Raw genomic sequence first — 22,440 nt, forward strand, 5'->3', positions numbered from 1 at the left:
TGTCGAAAATCAGCCAGATCGCGTGCTGCGAATCAGTGACCCTTTGGGCAAATGCGGCGAACCGTTTCAGGTTGCCGTGCCAACATGAGGTCTGACTCCTATGGCGATGAGCCCTGACCCCGCGCGCGGGACCAATCTTTCTATGGCTGCGGATCGCAATTCCGCGTTGTCCGGCAACGGTTTGGCGGTTGCATCCATGCTGACCTGGGCGGCTGGATTTCCTGCTGCTGAGGTATTGCTGCAAACATGGCCCCCGGTGGCTTTGTTCGCAGCGAGGCTGGCCCTGGCGGTGGCGATCATGGTTCCAGTCTGGCTGTTGATCGATGGGCCGCGCAGGGTGATGCGTGCCCGCTGGATGCGTGCAATGGGTGTTGGCGGGGTCGGGTTGGGAACGGGTATGTTCCTGATCATCGTAGCGCAGAAGCTGACCGATCCGGTTACGGTGGCGATCATCGCCTCGTGCGCACCGTTGATTGCAACCTTGTTAGAGCTTGCCGCAGGCACGCGACGGCTGCGCTGGAACTTCGCGCTGGGTGTGCTGGTGTCAATTGTCGGCGGCTTGATCGCAACAAGCGCGATGGCTCCGGCACAGTTGGGTCTTGGCGCGGCCCTGGCCATCATGTCCACGGGTCTCTTCTGTTGGGCCAGCATGGCGACAGCGCGGGACTTTCCGGAACTCAGCCAGACGGGCCGCACAACGATCACCTTCGTTGGCGGGCTGGTTATGGCGTCGCTCTTGGTATTCGGCGCGGCGCAATTTGGGATGGACGTCTTGCCCTCCAAGCCCGTTGATGCCCAGCAGTTGGGAATGCTGGTCATCTACGCGCTGATCTCGATGGGTCTCAGCCAGGTCTTGTTCATCGCGTCCATAGGCAAGCTGGGAGTGGCCTTGTCCTCGTTTCATATCAATATCGCACCGTTTTACGTGATGGTGATCATGATGATGATGGGAGAGGAGTGGAACAGCACCCGTGCCTTGGGTGCCGGTATCGTTGCGCTGGCCGTTGTGCTTGCCCAGGATCGTCGTGTGACCCGCCCGGCTTAGTCAGGCAGATCATCCGACCGGATCAGTGGAAAGAACTGACCGCCAGACCACACGCCGAACCATTCATCGCGATGAACGGCAATGTCGACAAGGCGGTAGAAACTCTTGCGATCGATCCGCGCCTCAAGATTTGCGCGAACCAGCACATACGGCGACGGCTCATCCGTTTCGGGGTCAATGACAATGCGGATCGGATGATCCGGGCCGGCCACCGCCGTGTCACCGACCTGGGTGATAAAGGTCAGGTTTTGCGCGTCCCCCTCGCCTGCGGCGTCGAAATCCACGGCGACAAATGGCGCGTCTTCCACGGTGATTCCCACCTTTTCGACCGGAGTCACCAGGAAATATTTCCCATCTTCTTTCTTAAGAATTGAGGAAAAAAGCTTCACAAGCTCGAACCGGTTGATGGGCGAGCCTAAATAACTCCATGTACCATTTTTTGCGATCCGGATGTCCAGATCGCCGCAAAACGGAGGATTCCAAAGGTGAACAGGGGGCAAACCCCTGGTTTTGGCTGCTTTTACCGATGCTGCCAGACCGTCAGGAGAAGGTGTCACAGGTTTTTGTCCGCTCATTACTTTTGCCATTTCCTCTAAGCGCGATACACTTCAAAGCATAATAGCCCACGGAAGGGAAAGTCATGACCGAACCTGCCGACCTCGTGTCCGAGATCGAAGCGCTGGAATCCAAGCTGCAAGAGGCCAAGTCCTCAATCACCCGTCGCTTTATTGGACAGGAAAGGGTCGTGGACCTGACCCTGACTGCGCTTTTGTGCGGCGGGCATGCTTTGCTGATCGGTCTGCCGGGGCTGGGCAAAACAAGGTTGGTCGAAACGCTGTCGACGGTGATGGGCCTGCATGGCAACCGTATCCAGTTCACGCCTGACCTGATGCCAGCCGATATTCTGGGGTCCGAGGTTCTGGACACCGCCGACGATGGCTCGCGCCACTTTCGGTTCATTTCCGGCCCGATCTTCTGTCAGTTGCTGATGGCGGATGAGATCAACCGCGCCAGCCCTCGCACCCAGTCAGCCCTGTTGCAGGCCATGCAAGAGCGCACCGTGACGGTCGCGGGTGAGGATCGCTCGCTTGGTGAGCCATTTCACGTGCTGGCAACGCAGAACCCGATTGAACAGGAAGGCACATACCCCCTGCCCGAGGCGCAATTGGACCGCTTCCTTGTGCAGATTGACGTGGAATACCCGGACCGTCAGACCGAGCGCGACATCCTGCTGGCCACGACGGGCGTCGAAGAAGACACGGCACATGAGATATTTACCAAAGACGAATTGCTGGCCGCGCAAGTGTTGTTGCGCCGTATGCCGGTCGGAGAGTCGGTTGTGGAATTGATCCTTGATCTGGTCCGCGCATTCCGCCCCGAAGAGGCAGACGCCTCGGAACGCGTGAAAGAAACGGTTGCCTGGGGTCCCGGCCCGCGCGCGGCGCAGGCGCTGATGATGACCGTGCGCGCCCGGGCGATGCTGCAAGGACGGCTGGCGCCGAATGCTCACGACGTGTTGGACATGGCCCGCCCCGTTCTCAGCCACCGGATGGCGCTGAACTTCGCGGCGCGCGCACGCGGTGACAGCTTGACCGATCTGATCGAAACAACGGCTGCCGGCCTGATCCGTACCGAGGCAGCGGCGTGAATGCGGCACTGACACTTCGCGAAAGATCCGAGGCCGAGGCGTCCCGGCTGCCGCCATTATTGGCGCGTGCCGAACATCTGGCAGGAACCGTTCTGCTGGGGGATCACGGGCGCAGGCGATCCGGTCTGGGTGATGATTTCTGGCAATACAGGCCCGCGCAGATTGGCGACAGCCGCCGAATGATTGACCATCGGCGATCAGCCCGTGGTGACCAGCAATTCGTACGCGAACGTGAATGGCAGATCGCGCAATCGGTGATGCTTTGGGTGGATCAGGGCGCTTCGATGCGGTTCGCATCTGACAAAAACCTTGTCTCCAAGGCTGAGCGCGCGCGCCTTTTGGGTCTGGCAACTGCCATTCTTTTGGTTCGCGGAGGTGAGCGCGTTGGCCTGACCGGAACCACCCTGCCGCCACGGCGCGGTAATGCGCAGATTATCCGGCTGGCAGAAGCCTTGTCGCAAGACCTTGAGACAGACTACGCGCCACCCGAGCATCGTGCCATGATACCCCATGCCCGTGCAGTGTTCATTTCCGATTTCCTCGGCCCAATGGACGAAGTTGAGCTAGCTTTGACCAAAGCCGCCGACCGTGGCGTTCGCGGGGTCCTGCTGCAGGTTCTTGATCCGGGCGAAGAAACGTTTCCCTATCGCGGTCGGACGATTTTCGAAAGCGTCGGCGGCTCGGTCCGGCACGAAACGCTCAAAGCTGGCGAGCTGCGAGAGCGGTATCTGGAACGGCTTGCGAAACGCAAGGACGCTCTGACACAGCTATGCCGTGCCACGGGATGGCAACTGGGCCTGCATCACACCGGGGATAGCGCACAAGCAGCCTTGTTGTGGCTTTACCGTGCGTTGGATGGGGGAACGCGATGACTGTACTGGCGGGCATCGGTTTTACCGCGCCTTGGGTGCTGCTGGGTTTGCTGACCCTGCCGATCCTTTGGCTAATCCTGCGTGCCGTGCCGCCCGCACCGATACGCCGTCTGTTCCCTGCGGTGACGTTGCTGTTGGGCCTGAAAGACGATGAAAGTGTTTCCGATCGCACACCGTGGTGGTTGCTTTTACTGCGGATGCTGGCTGCTGCAGCAATTATCATCGGTTTGGCCGGGCCGGTCCTGAACCCGTCACGGGATGTTTCCGGATCGGGACCCTTGCTGTTGGTGCTGGATGCCAGTTGGGCAGGGGCGACCGGGTGGCCTTCGACGCTGGACCAGATCGACGCGCAACTGACCGAAGCCGGACGTGCAGGCCGGACGGTGGCCATCCTGAGCCTGACGGAGCCTGAGCCGCCGATTTTCCAGGCCGCTGAAGCCTGGCGCGGACGCCTGCCGGGTCTGGCCCCCAAACCGTGGCAACCAACGGACATGCAGGTTGATCAAGCCGTGGCCGCGTTGGATCAGGTGGAAGGTGGATTTGAAACCCATTGGTTCAGCGACCGGCTTACGTACAACGGCCATGGCAGGGTTTTGGCAGCCTTGCAATCTCGCGGTGACGTATCGGTGTATCAGGCCGCGGCACCTGTCCTTGCACTCTTGCCCGCTGCCTATCAGGATGGTGTCATCCAACTGACCGCCCAGCGCGATGAACCGGGACCGGTGGACCGCATCACCATAGTAGCACAGGGCCGAGATCCCGCAGGCGCACAGCGGATTTTGCAAAGGGCCGAGATCGAGTTCTTGGGCCAGGACACGCAAGCTCAGGTGGATTTGGCACTTCCGTCAGAACTGCGCGCCCGGATTACTCGGTTCGAAATTCAGGGCCAACGATCAGCCGGTGCAGTGACCCTGACCGATGACAGTTTGCGCAGACGCGAGGTTGCTCTGATTGCCGGGACGCTCAACCGCGAAGGTTTGGAGCTGTTGTCACCGCTGCATTATCTGACGCAAGTTCTAAGCCCAACAGCAGATTTCGTCGACGGTGGTTTGCTGGATGTGTTGCCTGCAAACCCGGACGTGATCGTACTGGCCGATGTCGCAAAACTGTCTGAGGGTGAGCAGAGCGCGCTTATAGAATGGGTCGAACAGGGCGGGCTCCTGCTGCGTTTTGCCGGTCCGCGCATGGCCGCCAGCGATCTGGGCCGCGACGCCGAGGATACGCTGTTGCCCGTAAGGTTGCGCAGCGGGGGCCGCTCGGTTGGCGGCGCGATGAGTTGGGGTGAAGCCAAGGGTCTGGCCCCCTTCCCCGAGAACTCCCCATTCTTTGGTTTGCGTATCCCCGGCGACGTTACGATCAGCACTCAGGTCATGGCACAACCAGACCCTAATCTGGCGGATCGCGTGATTGCATCCCTGTCCGATGGCACGCCGCTGGTAACGCGCAAGGCGTTGGGTTTGGGGCAGGTGGTCCTGTTCCATGTCACAGCGGATGCAGAGTGGTCCAGCCTGCCGCTTTCAGGATTGTTTGTTGAGATGTTGGATCGTCTGGCCGTGGCATCGGCTGCGAAATCCCGGCAGGATGCGCAGTTGCAAGGCACCACGTGGGAACCGATACAGGTCATGGATGGCTTTGGAACCTTGTCCGACGCGGGGAACCTGGCCGGTGTTGATGGGGTCGGTCTGATCTCGGGCACGATTGGTCCAGACTTGCAGCCCGGGCTTTATGAAAGCGGCAAGCAAAAGCTGGCATTGAATGTCCTGTCCGAAGATGCAGTCCTGACACCCGCAGCGTGGCCCTCAGATGTGCCAATCAAGGGGCAAGAGGTGAACACGGAAACGCCCATCGGGGGAATTCTGCTCAGCCTTGCGTTGCTGTTGCTGACAATTGATGTAATTGCCTCACTCGCCTTGTCCGGCCGCCTAGGCTTTGCCAAAGCCGCAGCCGTGGCACTGGGTGCGATGATGTTGGTTCCCCAAGCACAGGCACAAACCGCGGAAGAAACCGACTTCGCTCTGACCGCCACACAAGAGCTGGTATTGGCCCATGTACTGACCGGCAACGCGCAGGTGGACGAGGTGGCCGGGGCTGGCATGCGTGGATTGGCTCAGACGCTGTTTTTTCGCACATCCGTCGAGCCGGTAGACCCCATCGGCGTGGACCTTGAGCGTGACGAACTTGCGTTTTTCCCGCTGCTTTACTGGCCGATCACGCCGGATCAGCCGCAACCGTCTGCCGAGGCCTACGCCAAGCTCAACGCTTTTTTGCGGTCGGGCGGCATGATCCTGTTCGATACGCGCGACGCGGATGTGGCGCAGTTTGGCGCCTCAAGCCCCAATGGGCGTAAGCTGCAACAACTGGCCGCGCCGTTGAATATCCCTGCGTTAGAGCCTGTTCCACGTGATCACGTCCTGACCCGCGCCTTCTACCTGCTTCAGGACTTTCCGGGCCGATATGCCGGTACCGAAGTCTGGGTCGAGGCAGCGCCGCTGGACGCGGAACAGATCGAAGGCATGCCATTCCGCAATCTCAATGACAACGTGACGCCGGTTGTGATCGGCGGCAATGACTGGGCGTCGGCTTGGGCGGTGGATCGAAACGGGCAGGCGATGTTGCCTGTCGGGCGTGGCTATGCCGGGGAGCGTCAGCGTGAGCTTGCCAATCGCTTTGGCGTCAATCTGGTGATGCATGTACTCACCGGGAATTACAAATCCGATCAGGTCCATGTGCCTGCTTTGCTTGACAGGTTGGGACAATGACCGGAACCGTCATCTTTGATCCTCTCATCCCATGGCCGGTTCTGGCGATTGTAGCAACTGTTGCGGTGGCCGGAGTTGTCTTGGCCCTGTGGCGCGGCCTGTCGGGCTGGGCGCTGCGTGGTTTGGCAGCCCTCGTCGTGATCGCAGCGCTGGCGGGACCGGTTTACCAAGTCGAAGACCGCGCGCCGCTGACCGATATCGTCCTGATGATCGAAGACGAAAGCGCCAGCCAGACCCTGTCGGACCGGGCTGATCAGACAGCACGAGCGGCCGAGGAACTGGCTGCCGAAATAGAATCCCGCGACAATACCGAACTGCGACGGATCACACTCGGCGACGGGGACGGCGACGAAGGCACGCAGGTCATGACCGCGCTGAACACTGCACTGGCCGAAGAGCCGCGTGCGCGCATTGCCGGCATTCTCGTCGTTTCAGACGGGATCGTGCATGACGTCGATCAGGCCCCCGCCCTTCCCGCACCGATGCATCTGCTACAGACTGGGCGTAACAATGACTGGGATCGCCGCCTGATCGTCCGCAACGCCCCCGCGTTCGCTATCATAGACGAGCCGGTCACGCTGACCCTGCGGGTCGAGGACAGCGGTGCGGCGCCCGCCAATGAAACGACCGCACCGCTTGAAGTCTCGGTTGACGGGGCTGAGCCAGAGCGGCTGAATATTCCCATAGGAATTGATGTCGAACTACCGATCACGCTGCCCCATGGCGGTCGAAACGTGATCCAGTTCACGGTACCGCAGGCCGACGGCGAACTGACCGACCGCAACAACACTGCGCTGATCCAGATGAACGGTGTACGTGACAGGCTGCGCGTACTGCTGGTCTCGGGCGAACCGCATCCCGGCGGGCGGACATGGCGCAACTTGTTGAAATCTGACAGCTCGGTTGATTTAGTGCATTTCACCATTTTACGCCCGCCAGAGAAACAAGACGGGGTACCGGTCGACGAACTATCTCTGATCGCTTTTCCGACACGTGAGTTGTTTCTGGAGAAGATCAACGATTTCGACCTGATCATCTTTGACCGCTACAAGCGGCGCGGCATCCTGCCTGCGATCTATCTGGACAACGTGACCAACTACATCAACGACGGCGGGGCGGTTCTGATTGCTGCGGGACCGGACTTTGCCAGCGCAGACAGCATTTTTCGGTCGCCTCTGGCACCAATTCTGCCAGCGCAGCCCACGGCACGGGTGATCGAAGAGCGCTTTGTGCCAACGGTCACCGACCTGGGGCATCGTCATCCTGTGACAACCGATCTTGGCGATTCCGAAGATTGGGGCGCGTGGCTGCGTCAGATCGATGTGAGCCATCGCAGCGGTGAGCTTTTGATGACCGGCGTGGACGAACGCCCGCTGCTGGTGCTTGACCGTGTGGGGGAAGGACGGGTCGCGCTGCTGGCATCGGACCACGCCTGGCTGTGGAGCCGAGGCTTTGAAGGGGGCGGACCGCAGTTGGAACTGCTGCGTCGGTTGGCCCATTGGATGATGAAAGAGCCTGAATTGGAAGAAGAAGCCCTTTGGGCCGAGGCCAATGGGCAGGTCATGCGCATCATCCGCCAAACGCTAGAGGATGAGGTTGGTCCGGTAACGATCACCCGCCCGAACGGAGAGACACTCGAAATCACTCTGGACGAGGTATCGCCCGGCCGGTTCGAAGCAACGTATTTCGGGCCAGAGATCGGGCTTTACCGACTGCAGGAAGGCGAGCAGATGGCGGTCATCGGGTTGGGCCCGGCGGCACCAAAAGAGTTTGAGCGCACCATTGCCACCGCCGAGGTTCTGGACCCTGTATTGACTCAGATGCGCGGTGGCGCAGTTCGGCTGGAAGAGGGATTGCCCTCCATCCGCAATGTCCGCGCCGGACGTCCGGCTGCCGGGCGTGGCTGGATCGGCCTGACCCCGCGCGATGCCTATGAGACGCGTGATGTGACTCAGGCTGGATTGCTGCCGCCGTGGCTCGTGCTGCTGCTGGCCGTTGGCTTTTTGTTGGGCGGCTGGCTGCGCGAAGGGCGGCGTTAACTACTCGAACGTGACGCTGACGGTCGGATCACCCGGCAAACCCGTATATGTGACGGACGCCCCGCCCTTGCCTTTTGCCGGCGGTACCAGCGGCCCGAAGGACCCGACCGAGATCAGGTCTCCGGACTCAAACACGATACCTTTCGACATCAGCCACAAAGCAGCGTTTGCGGGGTGCCCCAGCACTGCCGTACCCGGCGCTTGGGCCAAAACCTCACCATCAGCCGCACTGAGCGTGACAGTCATATCCGCCAAGGCCTTTGTCATTGCCTCAGCGTCTGAAACAGGGATTTCAGAGCCCAACACACCCAGTTTTGGCGCGACACCGATAGCCGTCAGAGTGACAGGCGTGATCGGCTCACCCTCGGCCAAAGTCAGGTCGGGCAGTTCGATAAAGGGGCGGATGGCCGCAACATGCGCGATGACCTCTTGCGGTGTTGTGGCCTGATTGATCCCCGCGTCGGCAACAACCAGAACCAAGTCAGCTTCGAAAACCGGACGTGCGCCCCATGCGGTTGGTACCGTCGCCCTGTCTTCCAGCATCATATCGCGGAACAAGACGCCTTGAATGGGTTCCGCGGCGCCGAAGCGCTCTTGCGCGGGTTTGCTGGTCAAGCCCGCCTTATATCCGATGACCGGGCCCATATGTGGCTCTAAAGCAGCGACTATCTTGGCTTGCGTACAGTACGCATCTTCCATGCTGCCATTCACCGAGAGGGCCGCAGTGGGCGTATTGGTCACATAGTCCTGCACATATCGCTCGATTTGCGCGTCCGAAGCACATTCAGCCGCCACTTGGGACCCAATAACAGCGGCACAGAGTAAACAGATATACGACACAGGTTGCATGGCTCACCTCCGCTTTTCGGAAATTGTGGCACGGACTCCACAGCGGCAGCAACGGCTTAAACAGATTTTTACCTCCTCTACGGATGCTTGGCGCACGCTATCCGGAACCCGAAAAGATGAGTCTTGCAACCAAACTGGCACACGAACGCCGCGCACGGCTGGCCGCCGAGCGGCTGTTGCAAATGAAACAGGCCGAGCTGTCTGCCGCCAATCATGAGCTCAGCCTGCACGCCTTGGCCCTGAGCAAACGCATCGGCGAAACCGAAGCAGAGGTAGAGACGGTTCGCGATGAAAACGAAAAGGTCAAATCAGATCTGACGCTGGCCAACGCAAAAATCGAAGTGGCCGAACGCCGCCTGTGGCATTCGATGCAAACCATTCAGGACGGGTTCGCTTTCTTTGACAACCAAAGCCGCCTGATCGCTGCCAATGCGACCTATCTTGGCGTGTTCGACGGCCTGCCAGAGGTAGAACCGGGTATATCGTACCAGCGTATCCTTGAGATTCTGACGGAAGAAAAGCTAATCGACATCGGCGCGGAGTCCCCAAAAGATTGGCAAAACAGAATGATGGAGCGTTGGGCGCAGCCTCAGCCCGACTCGGTTGTGATCAAGTTTTGGAATGGTGAGTATTTTAAGGTTATTGCCCATCGCGGCATTGGCGGCGAAGTGGTCAGCCTGGGCCTGAACATAACTGCTTCGGTCAAGCATGAGGCCGCGCTTGAGGCCGCGCGAGAACGCGCTGAAGCCGCCAACCGTGCCAAATCCGCCTTTCTTGCGAATATGAGCCACGAGATCAGGACCCCGATGAATGGCATTGTCGGGATGGCTGAGCTTTTGTCGGAAACGCCCTTAGATGACGAACAGCGGTTGTATCTGAACACAATCCGCAATTCCGGTGAGGCTTTGCTTGTGATCATCAACGACGTGCTTGATTACTCGAAGATCGAGGCTGACAAGCTGGTCCTACACGCCGAGCAGTTCGATTTCGAACGTTGCATTCTTGAAGTTACAATGCTTATGCAGCCCAGCGTACGCGACAAGGGGCTGTGCCTGTTGGTTGACTACGATCTGTTTCTACCGACTTTATTCGTGGGCGATCCGGGGCGTGTGCGGCAAGTGCTTACCAATCTGGTTGGCAACGCCGTCAAGTTCACGTCCAACGGGCACGTGCTGATCCGGGTCACCGGGGTGCCCAATGCCAAATCTGATCAATGCGATATCCATGTTGCGATTGAGGATACGGGCATCGGGATAGAAGCCGAAAAGATTGAGCATATCTTCGAGGAATTCAGTCAGGTCGAAGACAAGCAAAACCGCGCCTTTGAAGGCACCGGCTTGGGACTGGCAATTACCGAGCGCCTGATCAAACTGATGGGAGGGTCGGTCTGGGTTGAAAGTGAACCTGGGCATGGCTCTTGCTTTGGCTTTCGGGTGTCGCTGCCGACTACCGAAGACCCGCAGCCCGTACCACCCAATCTGTCAGACCAACTGCGCCATGTGATGGTGGTCGAGGATATGGCGGTCAGTCGCGCCATACTTACAAAGCAACTCGGGCGGTTAGGCTCTCGTGTCACGGTTTGCTCAACCGGTACCGAAGCGCTGGCCGCGATAGATAACAGCGTCGACTTGCTGCTGTGCGATCATGATCTACCGGATATGGACAGTTTGGAACTTGCCGGTGAACTGAGGAACCGGGGTTGGGACAATCTGCCCGTGGTGGTGATGACATCCAATCCCGGCCTGATCCACGCAAGCGCTGACCGACATCTTCTGGAAGGTGTTTTGCAAAAACCTATTCCGCGGGCCGAACTCTACTCCTGCCTGAGCGCGCTTGGGCGTTCGACCTCGGCACCCAAGGCGTTGTCGGAAACACCGCGTGCTGAACCCGGCAGGCACCTGCCGCGCATGCGTGTGCTGGCCGCCGAGGACAACCGGACCAATCAACTCATCCTGCAAAAAATGGTGAAGGATCTGAACATTGATCTACAATTCGCAGCCAATGGCATTGAGGTGTTGGAAAAGCACCGTGATTTCGATCCGGACTTGATTTTTATGGATATCTCGATGCCCAAAATGGATGGAAAGCAAGCTACAACCGAAATCCGCCGCCGCGAGGTAACTGCAGGGCGTCACGTACCCATCGTAGCCCTCACCGCGCATGCAGTGGCCGGTGACGACAAGAACATTTTATCCGCCGGCCTGGATCACTACCTGACCAAGCCGCTGCAAAAACGGAAAATCCACAAGATGATACTGGATTATAAGCCGGAAGGGGCGGCACCCATCCTTGCCGGAACCTTGGTGGATGACTAACGCAGAGCACTACCCCCGACCAAACCGACACTATGCGAGCTGCGGGTAAACGGTCACAGAACCTGGAATTTCTCGTGGAGCGGTAGCCGATTTTTATCCATACTAGGCTGATCTTTGTCCTGCGATGCTGTGATCTTTTGCGTTGCCCAACGGGTTCAAGCCCCAGCGCCATTTTCCGACCCGGGACCGACAAAGAACGATGGAAAACGCTGCGCTGTAACCCTAGGCTGATCCTATGTCAGAACGTGGATTTCACCCGCGAGCATTAGGAGAGATTGCTATTCGCTGCGCGGATATGGGCGCAATGGTCGAGTTTTATGAGACCGTGGTCGGGTTGAAACGTCTGACCGGAGATCATAACAGCGCTATTACCTTCTTTCGCATTGCCGAAGGTTTCGGTGGGCACACACAGGTGTTGGCGCTGTTTCATCATACGGCAGCCCCTCGGCCCGGGTTGCATCCAACCGGTGCCGAAAGGCCTGAAACCGGGGCTGGATCATCTCTGCACCATATCGCCCTTTCACTACCCTTCGAGGAACAAGAAGCCGTCATCAGGTGGTATGAAAAGCTGGGCCAGCCATACCGCGTTGAGCGGTTTGACTGGATCGGATGGCGCGGCATTTTCACCGAAGACCCCGAAGGCAATACGGTCGAGCTGGTCGCCTATGACCCGTCGATTCTGAATCAAGCCTGATAGGGACGTAGAAAGACGGGCTTGTCCTCTTCCGACAGGTCGGGGCGGTACTCATATCCGCCAGTGTCAAAATCCAGCAATGCCTTGGGATCGGTCAGGCGGTGCTGAATGATGTATCGCGCCATGGCACCGCGTGCTTTCTTTGCAAAAAAGCTGACGATTTTGGGCGTACCGGCTTTGTCTTCCATGAAAACAGGTGTGATGACCCGCAATTTTAGCGCTTTAGGGTCTACTGCACCGAAATATTCCTGACTGGCGCAGTTGATCAGAACCTTGGACTCGATCTGTTGCGCCTGCGCGTTCAGCGCCTTGCTGAGTTGGTCCCGCCAATACTCGTAAAGGTTTTTGCCGCGCCGGGTTTTCAGCTTGCTACCCATTTCCAAACGATAAGCCTGAATGGCGTCCAGCGGACGTAACACGCCGTAGAGACCAGACAGAATACGAAGGTGATCCTGAGCCCAAGCCATTTCGTCCGCGTCCAACGAGGCCGCTTCGAGACCTTGATAGGTATCACCCGCGAAAGCCAACGCCGCAGGTCGGGTCTGATCAGCACCCGGCGCAAGTTCAAATTCGCGATACCTGTCCCGGTTCAGACGCGCCAGATCATCGCTGAGATCCATGAGTTTTTTTAGATCGCCCAAAGTCAGATTGCGGGCGGTTTTCGCCAGCCGGATCGCATCGTCCTGAAAGTCGGGTTGCGTGACCTCAACATCCCGCTCTGCCCAGTCCAGCCGCTTGGCCGGAGAAATCACTACCAGCATATCCGCCCTCTTTCCTTGCCTGTCGTTGGGTATCTAGCCCGCCTGACGCAACACGTCCAGAAAGGCGGCACCAAACCTTTCGTGACGACGGTCACCCAGAACTTGCGCCAACCCGCGCGGATCGTCGGGGCGCAGTTGCGCAACCTTCGCCAATTGCGAGGCCGAACATGTCAATGGCTTGTCAACACCATCCGGCCCGCGCGACAGTTGCGTCTGAACTTCCAATAGCTGGTCATAGATCGCGCCCTGATCGCGCCCGGCCAGTTTGCGCCGCGCGGGATGCACCTCTTCGACCGTGCCGGTCAGAACCTCAAGGAAGGTATCGCCGTAGCGTTCCAGCTTTTTCGCACCAATGCCGCTGATGCGTGCCATATCATCCAACGTCGCGGGGCGCTTTTCAGCCATTTCGATCAGCGTGCGGTCGGGGAAGATGACATAGGCCGGAACCCGTGCCGATTCCGCCAGTGCGCGGCGCTTAGCCTTCAAGGCACTCAGCAAGGGCGCGTCTTCCTCGGACACCATCATTTTGACGGCAGGACGTCGGACAGCCTTGCGCAGCGTATCCTTTCGCAGGTTGATCGTTGCCTCACCCTTCAGGATCGGTTTTGCAGCCTCGGTCATGCGCAGCGCGCCGTGGCGTTCGGGATCAGGGCGGACCAGATCGTGACCCATCATCTGCCGGAAAATCGCCTGCCATTGCGGGCGCGACCAATCCTTACCGATGCCATATGTGGACAGGGCGTCGTGACGCCGCGCGCGTATCTTGTCGGTTTCAACGCCCAGCAGGATGTCGATTAGATGACCAGCGCCGAACCATTCTTCGGTGCGCAAAATCGCGGACAGCGCCATGCGGACGGGGGTGGTGCCATCGAACACTTCGGGTGGGTTGTCGCACAGATCGCATTTTCCGCAGGGTTTGATCGTTTCGCCGAAGTAACCCAGCAGGGTTTGACGGCGGCAGACCAGAGCTTCGGCCAATCCCAGCAAGGCATTCAGCCGCGCGTGGTCAGCCATACGCCGTTCTGGCGGGGCCAGCCCTTCGTCGATTTGCGAGCGGCGCAGACGGATGTCATCAGGGCCAAACAGTGTGAGCGTCTCGGCAAGGCTTCCATCACGCCCAGCGCGTCCGATTTCCTGATAATAGGCCTCGATGGATTTGGGCAGGTCCGCATGGGCAACCCAGCGGATATCGGGTTTGTCGATCCCCATACCAAAGGCCACGGTTGCAACGACGATCAGACCGTCTTCGCGCGCAAAACGGGTTTCGACGATCCGGCGGTCTTCGGCGTCCATGCCGCCATGGTAATGACAGGCAACGTGGCCTTCGGCGCGCAGGGCCTGGGCCAGAACCTCGGTCTTGTTTCGGGTGCCGCAATAGACGATGCCCGATTGGCCTTTGCGGGCAGCAGCGAAATCCAGGATCTGCTTGCGTGGCCCGTCCTTGGCGGCAAAAGCCAGGTGGATATTGGGCCTGTCAAACCCGCGGAGGAATTTGCGCGGCGCGGTGCCGTCAAAGAGTTTTTCAACAATCTCGTCTTGCGTTTCCGCATCCGCCGTGGCGGTAAAAGCAGCCAACGACACGCCCAAAGCACGGCGCAGCTCGCCGATCCGCAGATAGTCAGGGCGGAAGTCATGACCCCACTGGCTGACGCAGTGGGCTTCATCCACGGCAATCAGGCTGACGTTGATCCGACGCAGCATCCCCAGTGCCGACCCGGCGGCCAACCGTTCAGGCGCCATGTAGAGCAATTTCAGCCGCCCGGCCTCAAGCGCCTCCCACACCGCATCCGTTTCTTCGGGGGTGTTGCCGGACGTGAGCGCACCGGCCTCAACCCCGGCTTCCTGCAACCCACGCACCTGATCGCGCATCAGGGCAATCAGCGGAGAGATCACCACAGTCACCCCGTCACGCAGCAGGGCAGGCAGTTGAAAGCAAAGGGATTTACCGCCCCCCGTTGGCATGATCGCCAAAACGTTTTCGCCAGCGGTTACCGCATCGACGATTTCTTCCTGACCGGGGCGGAAGTCATCGAATCCAAAGACATCTCGCAGCAAAGGCGCGGAGTCGAACATGTGCGGGGTTGCCCTGTTTTATGGTTTGACTGCTCTTAAAACAGGACAATCACACACAAAGATTCGTCGAACAAGGGTTCAGGCGAAATAGCCCATATTGTTGATCAGGATGATCCGCGCCGCATAGACCCCGATTAGGACCACCAGTGGCGTCAGGTCTAGCCCACCCATATTGGGCAGAATACGTCGGATGGGGGCATAAATCGGTTCCAATATGCGGTTCAGGCCGTACCAGATTTGCGCGACCAGCTGTTGATGCAGATTGAGAACCTGAAAGTTGATCAACCAGCTCATAATCACATGGGCCAGGATGATGAACCAGACAATGTCCAGGATCAGCAGCAGAATTTGGATCAGCGACAGCATGGGGCCTCCGTTTTCACATCTGCTGAGACCTAAGCGCACCCGCAGCAAAGAGCAAGCCCACGCCAACAGAACGCTTGCGAAAAGGGCCAAAGCCCCCTCTTATTACCTCAATAAAACAGGGGCGGTCATGGCAGAGATTTCGCAGCGCAAGCGCATTTGGGGCTGGTGGTTCTTTGATTGGGCCAGTCAACCCTATCACAGCCTTCTGGTCACCTTTATCTTTGGTCCTTACTTCGCCGGCGTTGCGGCGGGGTACTTCTCGGCCGCCGGTCTGGATGCAGAGGCCGCGGCCGCACGGGCGCAGACGGTCTGGGCCAATTGCCTGACCATCACAGGGCTGATCATTGCCTTTGGCGCACCCTTGCTGGGCGCGATGGCGGATGTTTCCGGGCGGCGTATCCCGTGGATATTTGCCTTTTCGGTCATGTATGTAGTGGGCTCGGCAGCGCTTTGGTACACGACACCCGACGGCTCGAACATGTGGCTGATGCTGTCTGCCTTCGGGCTTGGCTTTGTGGGCGCGGAATATGCGCTGATCTTCATCAACTCACAATTACCCGATCTGGGCGATGACAAAGAGGTTGGAGAGATTTCTGGATCAGGCTTTGCATTCGGCTATTTCGGCGGGCTCATTTCGCTTGCGATCATGCTGGCGTTGTTTGTTGAACAGCCCAACGGAAAAACACTGATCGGGCTGGACCCGTTGTTCGGATTGGACGCCGCCCAGCAAGAAGGGACACGGTTTGTAGGTCCCTTTACGGCCGGATGGTTCGTTCTGTTCATGGTGCCCTACTTCCTTTGGGTTCGCGACGATCCAAACGGTGCCAGAACGGGCAGTCTTGGCGCGGCGCTGCACCTATTGGGCAAATCCGTTTCAAACCTGCGCCACCGGATCAGCCTGGCAACATATCTGGGCTCGTCGATGTTTTATCGCGACGCGCTGAACGGGCTGTACAGTTTTGGCGGCGTCTATGCGCGGCTGGTGTTGGAGTGGGACCTGATCAAAATTGGTGTGTTCGGCATCGTCAGCGTTCTGGCCGCTGCGGCCTTTTCCTGGATTGGAGGAAAACTGGATAAGAAATATGGACCAAAGCCCGTCATTCTGGTGGCGATATGGGTGCTGATCCTGGTCTGTGCGACCATCGTTTCGATGGACCGGACGCAGATTTTTGGCATCGCTTTGCCTGATGGATCGGGTCTTCCCGATCTGCTGTTTTTTGCCTGCGGCGTTCTGATTGGCGGGATGGGCGGCATCCTGCAATCTTCCAGCCGATCCCTGATGGTGCGGCATACCGATCCCGCAGCTCCGGTTGAAAGCTTTGGCCTGTACGGCTTATCGGGCCGCGCAACTGCTTTTGCTGCGCCACTTTTGATCGGTATTGCCACAACTGTAACCGGCAGCGCCCGACTGGGGGTGTCACCAATCATTCTGTTGTTTATTCTAGGTCTGTTCCTAATGCGCTGGGTGAAACCGGAAGGGGATCAGAGCAGATGATTTTATTACGCTTTTTGGCAATAGTCGCCACGATAACATTTGCAGGCACGGTCGAGGCAGAGCGCCTGGCCAAGCAGTTGTTCGGGGCTCAGAAGGAAAGTTCACAGCAAAAACCTGCCGCGTTCGGCAGTTATTCGCGCGGCTGTGCCGCCGGGTCGGTGCAGTTGCCCGAGACCGGGCCGACATGGCAGGCCATGCGCCTGTCGCGCAATCGCAATTGGGGTCATCCGGACGCGATTGACTACGTTCAGGACCTCAGCCGGTTTGCGGCAAAGCAACCGGGTTGGAATGGTCTCTATATAGGGGATATCAGCCAGCCTAGGGGCGGGCCGATGACGTCGGGCCATCGTTCGCATCAACTGGGTCTGGATATCGATATCTGGATGTTGCCCGGTGACAATATGCGTCTGGGCCGCAAGGCGCGCGAAAATATCTCGTCCATCTCGCTACGCCGAGCCAACGGAGCGTATGTGAATGGCAACTGGACCAAGCAGCACCACGCCGTACTGCGCGAAGCCGCAATGGACAAACGCGTAGCCCGAATTTTTGTTTTTCCCGGTGCCAAGGTCCAAATGTGCAACGATGAGAAAGGCAATCGCGCCTATCTGCGAAAAATTCGCCCTTGGTGGGGACATCATTATCATTTCCATGTTCGGCTGAAATGTCCCCGAGGTTCGCGCGGATGTGTCAATCAGGACCCCCCGCCCAAGGGGGATGGATGTGAGGATGCACGCAAATGGGTGAACAACATCCTCAATCCACCGCCACCCGATCCAAACGCACCACCCCCCAAGAAACGCCGGGAATATGTTCTGGCCGATTTGCCACAGCAATGTGCCGCCGTTTTGCAATCCAACTGATTGCCGCTCTCCTGCTGACCGGATCGGTTGAGGCCGCCGAAGTCAAGCAGGCCAACCAGCTAAACAGCTTTGTCTGGCGTCACAGCGCAGACTGGTTTGGTGGGTTTTCGGCCGTCCATTTCTCTGAGTACGGTCAGAACATGATCGCGCTCAGTGATCGGTCGATACTGCTTCACGCCCGGATTCAGCGTGACGGCGATCAGATCGCGCAAATTCAGATCACCGAACGCTGGCCGGTATTGTCCAGTACGGGCCGTCCGCTGTCAGGTAGCACGGGGGATTCCGAAGGTATCGCCGTCACGCCGAATGGCACCTATTACATTTCATTCGAGGCGGTGCACCGCGTGGCCCAATACGCAAACCCTGATGCCAAGGCGCAGGTGTTGCCGCGCCCCAAGGTGTTTGATGACCTGAACCTGAATGGCTCACTCGAGGCTTTGGCGATAGATCATCAGGGGCAGCTTTACACCCTGCCGGAGAAAAGCCGAACCAAGCAGGGCGATATCCCTGTCTACCGCTGGGACGGTCAAGCATGGTCAACGCCATTCGTGCTGCCGCAACGGGGAAAGTTCCTGCCCGTTTCAGCCGATTTCGGCCCCGATGGTCGGTTATATGTTTTGGAACGCAGTTTTGTGCTCACCGGTTTTCGCACACGCCTGCGACGGTGGCGGATCGAAGGCGACGTGGTTAAAGCCGAGGAAACCCTGCTCACAACCAGCACCGGCACGCATGACAATCTCGAAGGGTTGTCCGTCTGGCGCGATGATCGGGGGCGGCTGCGGGCCACGATGATCTCGGATGACAATTTTCTGGCCCTGCAACGCACCGAAGTTGTGGAATACGTACTGCCTGATTGACTTGCGGCTGGCAATGGTCTAAACGCACGGCTTGCCTTGGGATGAGCCCGGGGCCAAGTCGCCGCTACCTTGTCAAAACGGGCATCTGAAAATGCAACGCAGCTTTATTCCCGGCATCATTGCCATGGCCTCGATTGTCGTGGCCTCAAACATCCTGGTCCAGTTCCTGATCCTTGACGGGTTGCTGACCTGGGGTGCTTTCACCTATCCGCTGGCCTTCCTGGTCACGGACATCATGAACCGTGTCTACGGCGCGGCAACGGCCCGCAAGGTCGTGTTTGCCGGGTTCATCACCGGTATCATCTGCTCGCTGATCGGTAGCCAGATCATGTTGCAGGGTGACGGTTTTACCTATGCCGCCGTACCGCTGCGGATCGCGGTCGCGTCAGGCACCGCCTTTCTGATCGCGCAGCTGACCGATGTCACCGTATTCAACGCAATGCGCGGTGGCCGGTGGTGGCGCGCGCCGCTGGTGTCGACACTCGTCGGATCGGCGCTGGACACCGCGCTGTTCTTCACCATCGCGTTTTCGGCATCGATCACCATGTTCGGCGCCAATGCGGACGCTGCAATCAACTGGACGTGGGAGCCTGTGCCCTTCATGCTGACCGGGCCAATGGCCCCTTTGTGGGTGACGCTGGCTTTTGCCGATTGGCTGGTTAAGCTGTCGCTGGCCCTGATCGCGCTGATCCCGTTCAAGGTGATCGTTGCGCGACTGACCGCCCAACCCGCGTAAAAAAGTGCTTTGAGATTGGCACAACTTGTGCCACGCTCAGTCTCAACCGCAACAGTTTGAAAGGAGGTGATCCAATGTCGAGAAAGGGATTGGAGAGAGGTGTCGGAACAACCGGGGGGATCGCCTGTTAAGGCAGCCCTTGGCGGAGCGCTCGCTCCGGCTGGTCGATTGATCTAACCGACCCACCCTCCTGTACTTTCGAAGGGCCGTCCCGCCGGGGCGGCCCTTTCTGTTTCTGCGCGACCCTTGTAAGGTCGCGCCAATGTTGCGCATCACCGACGATATCACCCTGCAAGACTGGGAAATGACCGAGAGCTTTGTGCGCTCGTCCGGTCCCGGCGGGCAGAATGTGAACAAGGTCTCAACGGCGGTTGAACTGCGGTTCGAGGCGGCGCGCTCTCCATCGCTGCCGGATCCGGTCAAGAACCGGCTGAAACGGCTGGCCGGACGCCGCTGGACCAAAGATGGCGCGATCATCATTCAGTGTGAGGAAACCCGGTCGCAGGCTCGGAACCGTGAGATTGCCCGCGCCCGGCTGGCTGAGCTGATCACACGAGCCCTCGTCAAACCCAAACGGCGGATCGCAACCAAACCTACTTACGGGTCAGTCAAGCGGCGCTTGGCGGCAAAAAAGGCGCGGTCAGATGTAAAGGCGCTGCGCGGCAAGGTGACGGAAGATTGATCTGGTAGTTTCGCCGCACCTTGCTAGTCTGGCCCCGCAAGGGAGAGCAAGACCATGAGGTTAGAGGGAAAAACCGCAATCGTGACAGGTGGCGCGTCAGGCTTTGGGGCCGGGATCGTGCAGAAATTCCTGTCCGAAGGCGCGCGGGTCATGATCGCCGACATAAACGGCGACGCGGCCGAGGTTCAGGCAAAGCAACACGGGCCAAATGCGATAGCTCAGATGGTTGACGTGGCAGATGCGGTTTCAGTGCGCGCCATGGCAGACATCGCACAAGAGCGGTTTGGCCGCCTGGACATTCTGGTCAACAATGCCGGCGTCACGCATTTGCCGATGCCGCTGGAAGAAGTCAGCCCAGAAGATTTCGACCGTGTGTACAACGTGAACATGAAGTCGGTTTACCTAACCGCGCAGGCGTTCGTACCCGCAATGAAGGCGAATGGTTCAGGCGCGATTCTGAACGTCGCATCGACGGCGGGCCTGTCGCCGCGCCCGAACCTAAACTGGTACAATGCCTCAAAAGGGTGGATGATCACGGCGACCAAGACCATGGCGGTGGAGCTTGCGCCCTTTGGTGTGCGCGTGAATGCGATCTGTCCGGTGGCAGGGGAAACGCCGCTGCTGAAATCGTTCATGGGCGAAGACACGCCAGAGATGCGTGCCAAGTTCCTGTCAACCATCCCGCTGGGCCGGTTTTCCACACCCGAGGACATGGGCAATACCGCCTGCTTCTTGTGCTCGGAAGAGGCTGGCATGATTACCGGTACAGCATTGGAGGTTGATGGTGGGCGCTGCATATAAGGACCACGCATGAAACCAGGAACTAGGAATCTGATCACCGATGTCCCCGGCGTTCTGGTTGGAAACGCGCAGGATGACGGGTTGAAATCCGGAACTACTGTTTTGACTTCGGATCAAAGTTTGACTGCGTCGGTTCATGTTATGGGCGGGGCACCAGGGACCCGCGAAACCGATCTTTTGGCACCAGATAAATCGGTGGCTCAGGTGGATGCAATCGCCCTGTCCGGGGGGTCGGCTTTCGGGCTGGATGCCTGTTCTGGCGTGTCAGATGCGCTGCGCGCGCAAGGCCGCGGCTATCCGGTAGGTAACACCAAGGTCCCGATCGTACCCGGAGCGATCCTGTTCGACCTACTGAACGGCGGCAACAAGGATTGGGCTGAAAACCCCTATCGTGTGTTGGGGCGCTCAGCATTCGAGAACGCCGCGCAGGATTTTGCACTGGGTACGGCAGGTGCGGGAACCGGCACGTTGACGGCGCGACAAAAGGGCGGATTGGGATCAGCCTCATTGGTGTTGGAAAATGGTATCACTGTAGGTGCCCTTGTCGCGGCCAACCCAATGGGCAGCGTGACCACGCCGGGGGACAAACATTTCTGGGCCGCGCCGTTCGAAATCGATGCCGAGTTTGGCGGATTAGGGTCTGATTCCCAGGTGGGTCTCGGCCTGCCCGTTCCCAGCCTTAAGGCGCAGGCTATGCACTTGATTGAACCGGATAAGGGTAACACCACCATCGCCATCGTTGCCACGGATGCCGCCCTCTCCAAACCGCAATGCCAGCGATTGGCAGTTGCCGCGCATGATGGCATCGCCCGTGCAGTTCTGCCTGCGCACACGCCGGGCGATGGCGATCTGGTTTTCGGCGTCAGCACCGGCGCGCGCGCGGTGGACACCGAAGCCCAACTTGGGTTGATCGGGCACGCGGCCGCGCTCTGCCTGTCGCGGGCCATTGCGCGGGCGGTCTATCTGGCGACTCCATCAGACAAAGATCTTCTGCCGTGCTGGTCTAATCTGCGCAGCGAACAGTCCGAGTGACATCACTGTTGCGCTGGCAATTACCCCCACGCGGCAATCTGCGCATTGACTCCGCCCGGAACGAACGATCCTGTCGGCACTGCCAAAACTACGGAGCAAGAAAGTTATGAAGCGCGCCCTCGCCACCGCAATTGTGGGTCTGTTGGCCCTTCCCGCCTATGCTGAAGGAGATGCAGAGGCTGGAAAGAAAGCATTTAACAGATGCAAATCTTGTCACATGATCGCGACTCCTGATGGCGACGTGATTGTCAAAGGCGGACGGACTGGCCCCAACCTTTATGGAATCGCTGGCCGCACGGCAGGCACTGTGGAAGACTTCAGATATGGTGACAGTCTCGTCGCTGCCGGTGAGAATGGCCTGGTGTGGGACGAAGCCACTTTCGCGGAATATGCGCAGGATCCCAAGGAGTTCCTGAAATCCTATCTGGATGACACGGCTGCCAAATCCAAGATGTCGTTCAAGTTAAAATCGGGCGGCGAAGACGTCTACGCCTATATCGCAAGCCTGTCGGCCGAATAAGGCCTGAGGTCTTACATACCGAAAAGTTACAAAAGG

Annotated in this window: 20 protein-coding genes; 15 read left to right on the plus strand and 5 right to left on the minus strand. The window is 58.8% G+C overall.

Translation table 11 applies throughout. The features are described from left to right. The first annotated feature begins 100 nt into the window (after positions 1–100). Positions 101–1,045 (plus strand): DMT family transporter, encoded by a 945-nt coding sequence (locus tag LCM21_RS13540; protein WP_224891071.1) that lies wholly within the window; start codon positions 101–103, stop codon positions 1,043–1,045. On the opposite strand, the gene LCM21_RS13545 is transcribed toward LCM21_RS13540, so the two are convergent. Further along, positions 1,042–1,620 (minus strand): DUF1285 domain-containing protein, encoded by a 579-nt coding sequence (locus LCM21_RS13545; RefSeq protein ID WP_224891072.1) that lies wholly within the window; start codon positions 1,618–1,620, stop codon positions 1,042–1,044. The two genes, LCM21_RS13540 and LCM21_RS13545, sit on opposite strands and share 4 nt — an antisense overlap. Before the next feature lie 65 nt (positions 1,621–1,685). Between LCM21_RS13545 and LCM21_RS13550 the strand changes: the two genes are divergently transcribed. From LCM21_RS13550 to LCM21_RS13565, 4 genes are read left to right on the plus strand one after another with little or no spacing between them, the layout of a single operon-like run. Continuing rightward, positions 1,686–2,693, plus strand: a complete 1,008-nt coding sequence (locus LCM21_RS13550) for an AAA family ATPase (RefSeq protein WP_224891073.1) — start codon at positions 1,686–1,688, stop codon at positions 2,691–2,693. Then, complete coding sequence (locus LCM21_RS13555) at positions 2,690–3,565, plus strand: DUF58 domain-containing protein (protein WP_224891074.1); 876 nt, start codon at positions 2,690–2,692, stop codon at positions 3,563–3,565. Before LCM21_RS13550 ends, LCM21_RS13555 begins: the two co-directional genes overlap by 4 nt. Continuing rightward, a complete protein-coding gene (locus tag LCM21_RS13560; RefSeq protein ID WP_224891075.1) occupies positions 3,562–6,324 on the plus strand; it encodes a DUF4159 domain-containing protein in 2,763 nt (920 codons plus the stop codon). Before LCM21_RS13555 ends, LCM21_RS13560 begins: the two co-directional genes overlap by 4 nt. Continuing rightward, positions 6,321–8,363, plus strand: a complete 2,043-nt coding sequence (locus tag LCM21_RS13565; protein ID WP_224891076.1) for a DUF7408 domain-containing protein — start codon at positions 6,321–6,323, stop codon at positions 8,361–8,363. Before LCM21_RS13560 ends, LCM21_RS13565 begins: the two co-directional genes overlap by 4 nt. Here LCM21_RS13565 and LCM21_RS13570 read toward each other — a convergent pair whose 3' ends face one another. Next, the gene (locus tag LCM21_RS13570; RefSeq protein WP_224891077.1) at positions 8,364–9,212 is read right to left on the minus strand and encodes a 2-keto-4-pentenoate hydratase; all 849 of its coding nucleotides are present in this window, start codon (positions 9,210–9,212) and stop codon (positions 8,364–8,366) included. It abuts the gene before it with no gap. Positions 9,213–9,328: 116 nt separating this feature from the next. Between LCM21_RS13570 and LCM21_RS13575 the strand changes: the two genes are divergently transcribed. Then, positions 9,329–11,527, plus strand: a complete 2,199-nt coding sequence (locus LCM21_RS13575) for a response regulator (RefSeq protein WP_224891078.1) — start codon at positions 9,329–9,331, stop codon at positions 11,525–11,527. A 235-nt stretch (positions 11,528–11,762) separates the two neighbouring features. Next, complete coding sequence (locus LCM21_RS13580) at positions 11,763–12,221, plus strand: VOC family protein (protein ID WP_224891079.1); 459 nt, start codon at positions 11,763–11,765, stop codon at positions 12,219–12,221. Here the strand turns inward: LCM21_RS13580 and yaaA are convergent. The 3 genes from yaaA to LCM21_RS13595 all read right to left on the minus strand — a co-directional run bounded on the left by yaaA (position 12,212) and on the right by LCM21_RS13595 (position 15,421). After that, positions 12,212–12,982, minus strand: a complete 771-nt coding sequence (gene yaaA, locus LCM21_RS13585; RefSeq protein WP_224891080.1) for a peroxide stress protein YaaA — start codon at positions 12,980–12,982, stop codon at positions 12,212–12,214. The two genes, LCM21_RS13580 and yaaA, sit on opposite strands and share 10 nt — an antisense overlap. Before the next feature lie 33 nt (positions 12,983–13,015). Further along, positions 13,016–15,055, minus strand: coding sequence for a DNA helicase RecQ (gene recQ, locus LCM21_RS13590; RefSeq protein ID WP_224891081.1), 2,040 nt, complete (start codon positions 15,053–15,055; stop codon positions 13,016–13,018). A gap of 78 nt (positions 15,056–15,133) precedes the next feature. Then, positions 15,134–15,421 (minus strand): YggT family protein, encoded by a 288-nt coding sequence (locus LCM21_RS13595; RefSeq protein WP_224891082.1) that lies wholly within the window; start codon positions 15,419–15,421, stop codon positions 15,134–15,136. A gap of 127 nt (positions 15,422–15,548) precedes the next feature. Between LCM21_RS13595 and LCM21_RS13600 the strand changes: the two genes are divergently transcribed. From LCM21_RS13600 to LCM21_RS13635, 8 genes are all read left to right on the plus strand, one after another. Continuing rightward, positions 15,549–16,916 (plus strand): MFS transporter, encoded by a 1,368-nt coding sequence (locus LCM21_RS13600; RefSeq protein ID WP_224891083.1) that lies wholly within the window; start codon positions 15,549–15,551, stop codon positions 16,914–16,916. Next, positions 16,913–17,776, plus strand: a complete 864-nt coding sequence (gene mepA / locus LCM21_RS13605; RefSeq protein WP_224891084.1) for a penicillin-insensitive murein endopeptidase — start codon at positions 16,913–16,915, stop codon at positions 17,774–17,776. Before LCM21_RS13600 ends, mepA begins: the two co-directional genes overlap by 4 nt. After that, entirely contained in the window at positions 17,749–18,633 is an 885-nt protein-coding gene (locus LCM21_RS13610) for an esterase-like activity of phytase family protein (RefSeq protein ID WP_224891085.1), read from the plus strand. The genes mepA and LCM21_RS13610 overlap by 28 nt, the downstream gene beginning before the upstream one ends. 91 nt (positions 18,634–18,724) lie before the next feature. After that, positions 18,725–19,369: a queuosine precursor transporter gene (locus LCM21_RS13615; protein WP_224891086.1), complete on the plus strand. Its 645-nt coding sequence runs from the start codon at positions 18,725–18,727 to the stop codon at positions 19,367–19,369. Positions 19,370–19,631: 262 nt separating this feature from the next. Further along, a complete protein-coding gene (arfB, locus tag LCM21_RS13620; RefSeq protein ID WP_224891087.1) occupies positions 19,632–20,051 on the plus strand; it encodes an alternative ribosome rescue aminoacyl-tRNA hydrolase ArfB in 420 nt (139 codons plus the stop codon). A 54-nt stretch (positions 20,052–20,105) separates the two neighbouring features. Beyond that, on the plus strand, positions 20,106–20,852 hold the full coding sequence (locus LCM21_RS13625; protein ID WP_224891088.1) for an SDR family oxidoreductase: 747 nt from the start codon (positions 20,106–20,108) through the stop codon (positions 20,850–20,852). A 9-nt stretch (positions 20,853–20,861) separates the two neighbouring features. Further along, positions 20,862–21,884: a P1 family peptidase gene (locus tag LCM21_RS13630; protein WP_224891089.1), complete on the plus strand. Its 1,023-nt coding sequence runs from the start codon at positions 20,862–20,864 to the stop codon at positions 21,882–21,884. Between the two features lie 106 nt (positions 21,885–21,990). Next, a complete protein-coding gene (locus tag LCM21_RS13635) occupies positions 21,991–22,404 on the plus strand; it encodes a c-type cytochrome (RefSeq protein ID WP_224891090.1) in 414 nt (137 codons plus the stop codon). Positions 22,405–22,440 lie beyond the last annotated feature (36 nt).

The sequence above is a fragment of the Ruegeria profundi genome (genome assembly GCF_020171505.1).
Lineage (GTDB): Bacteria > Pseudomonadota > Alphaproteobacteria > Rhodobacterales > Rhodobacteraceae > Ruegeria > Ruegeria profundi.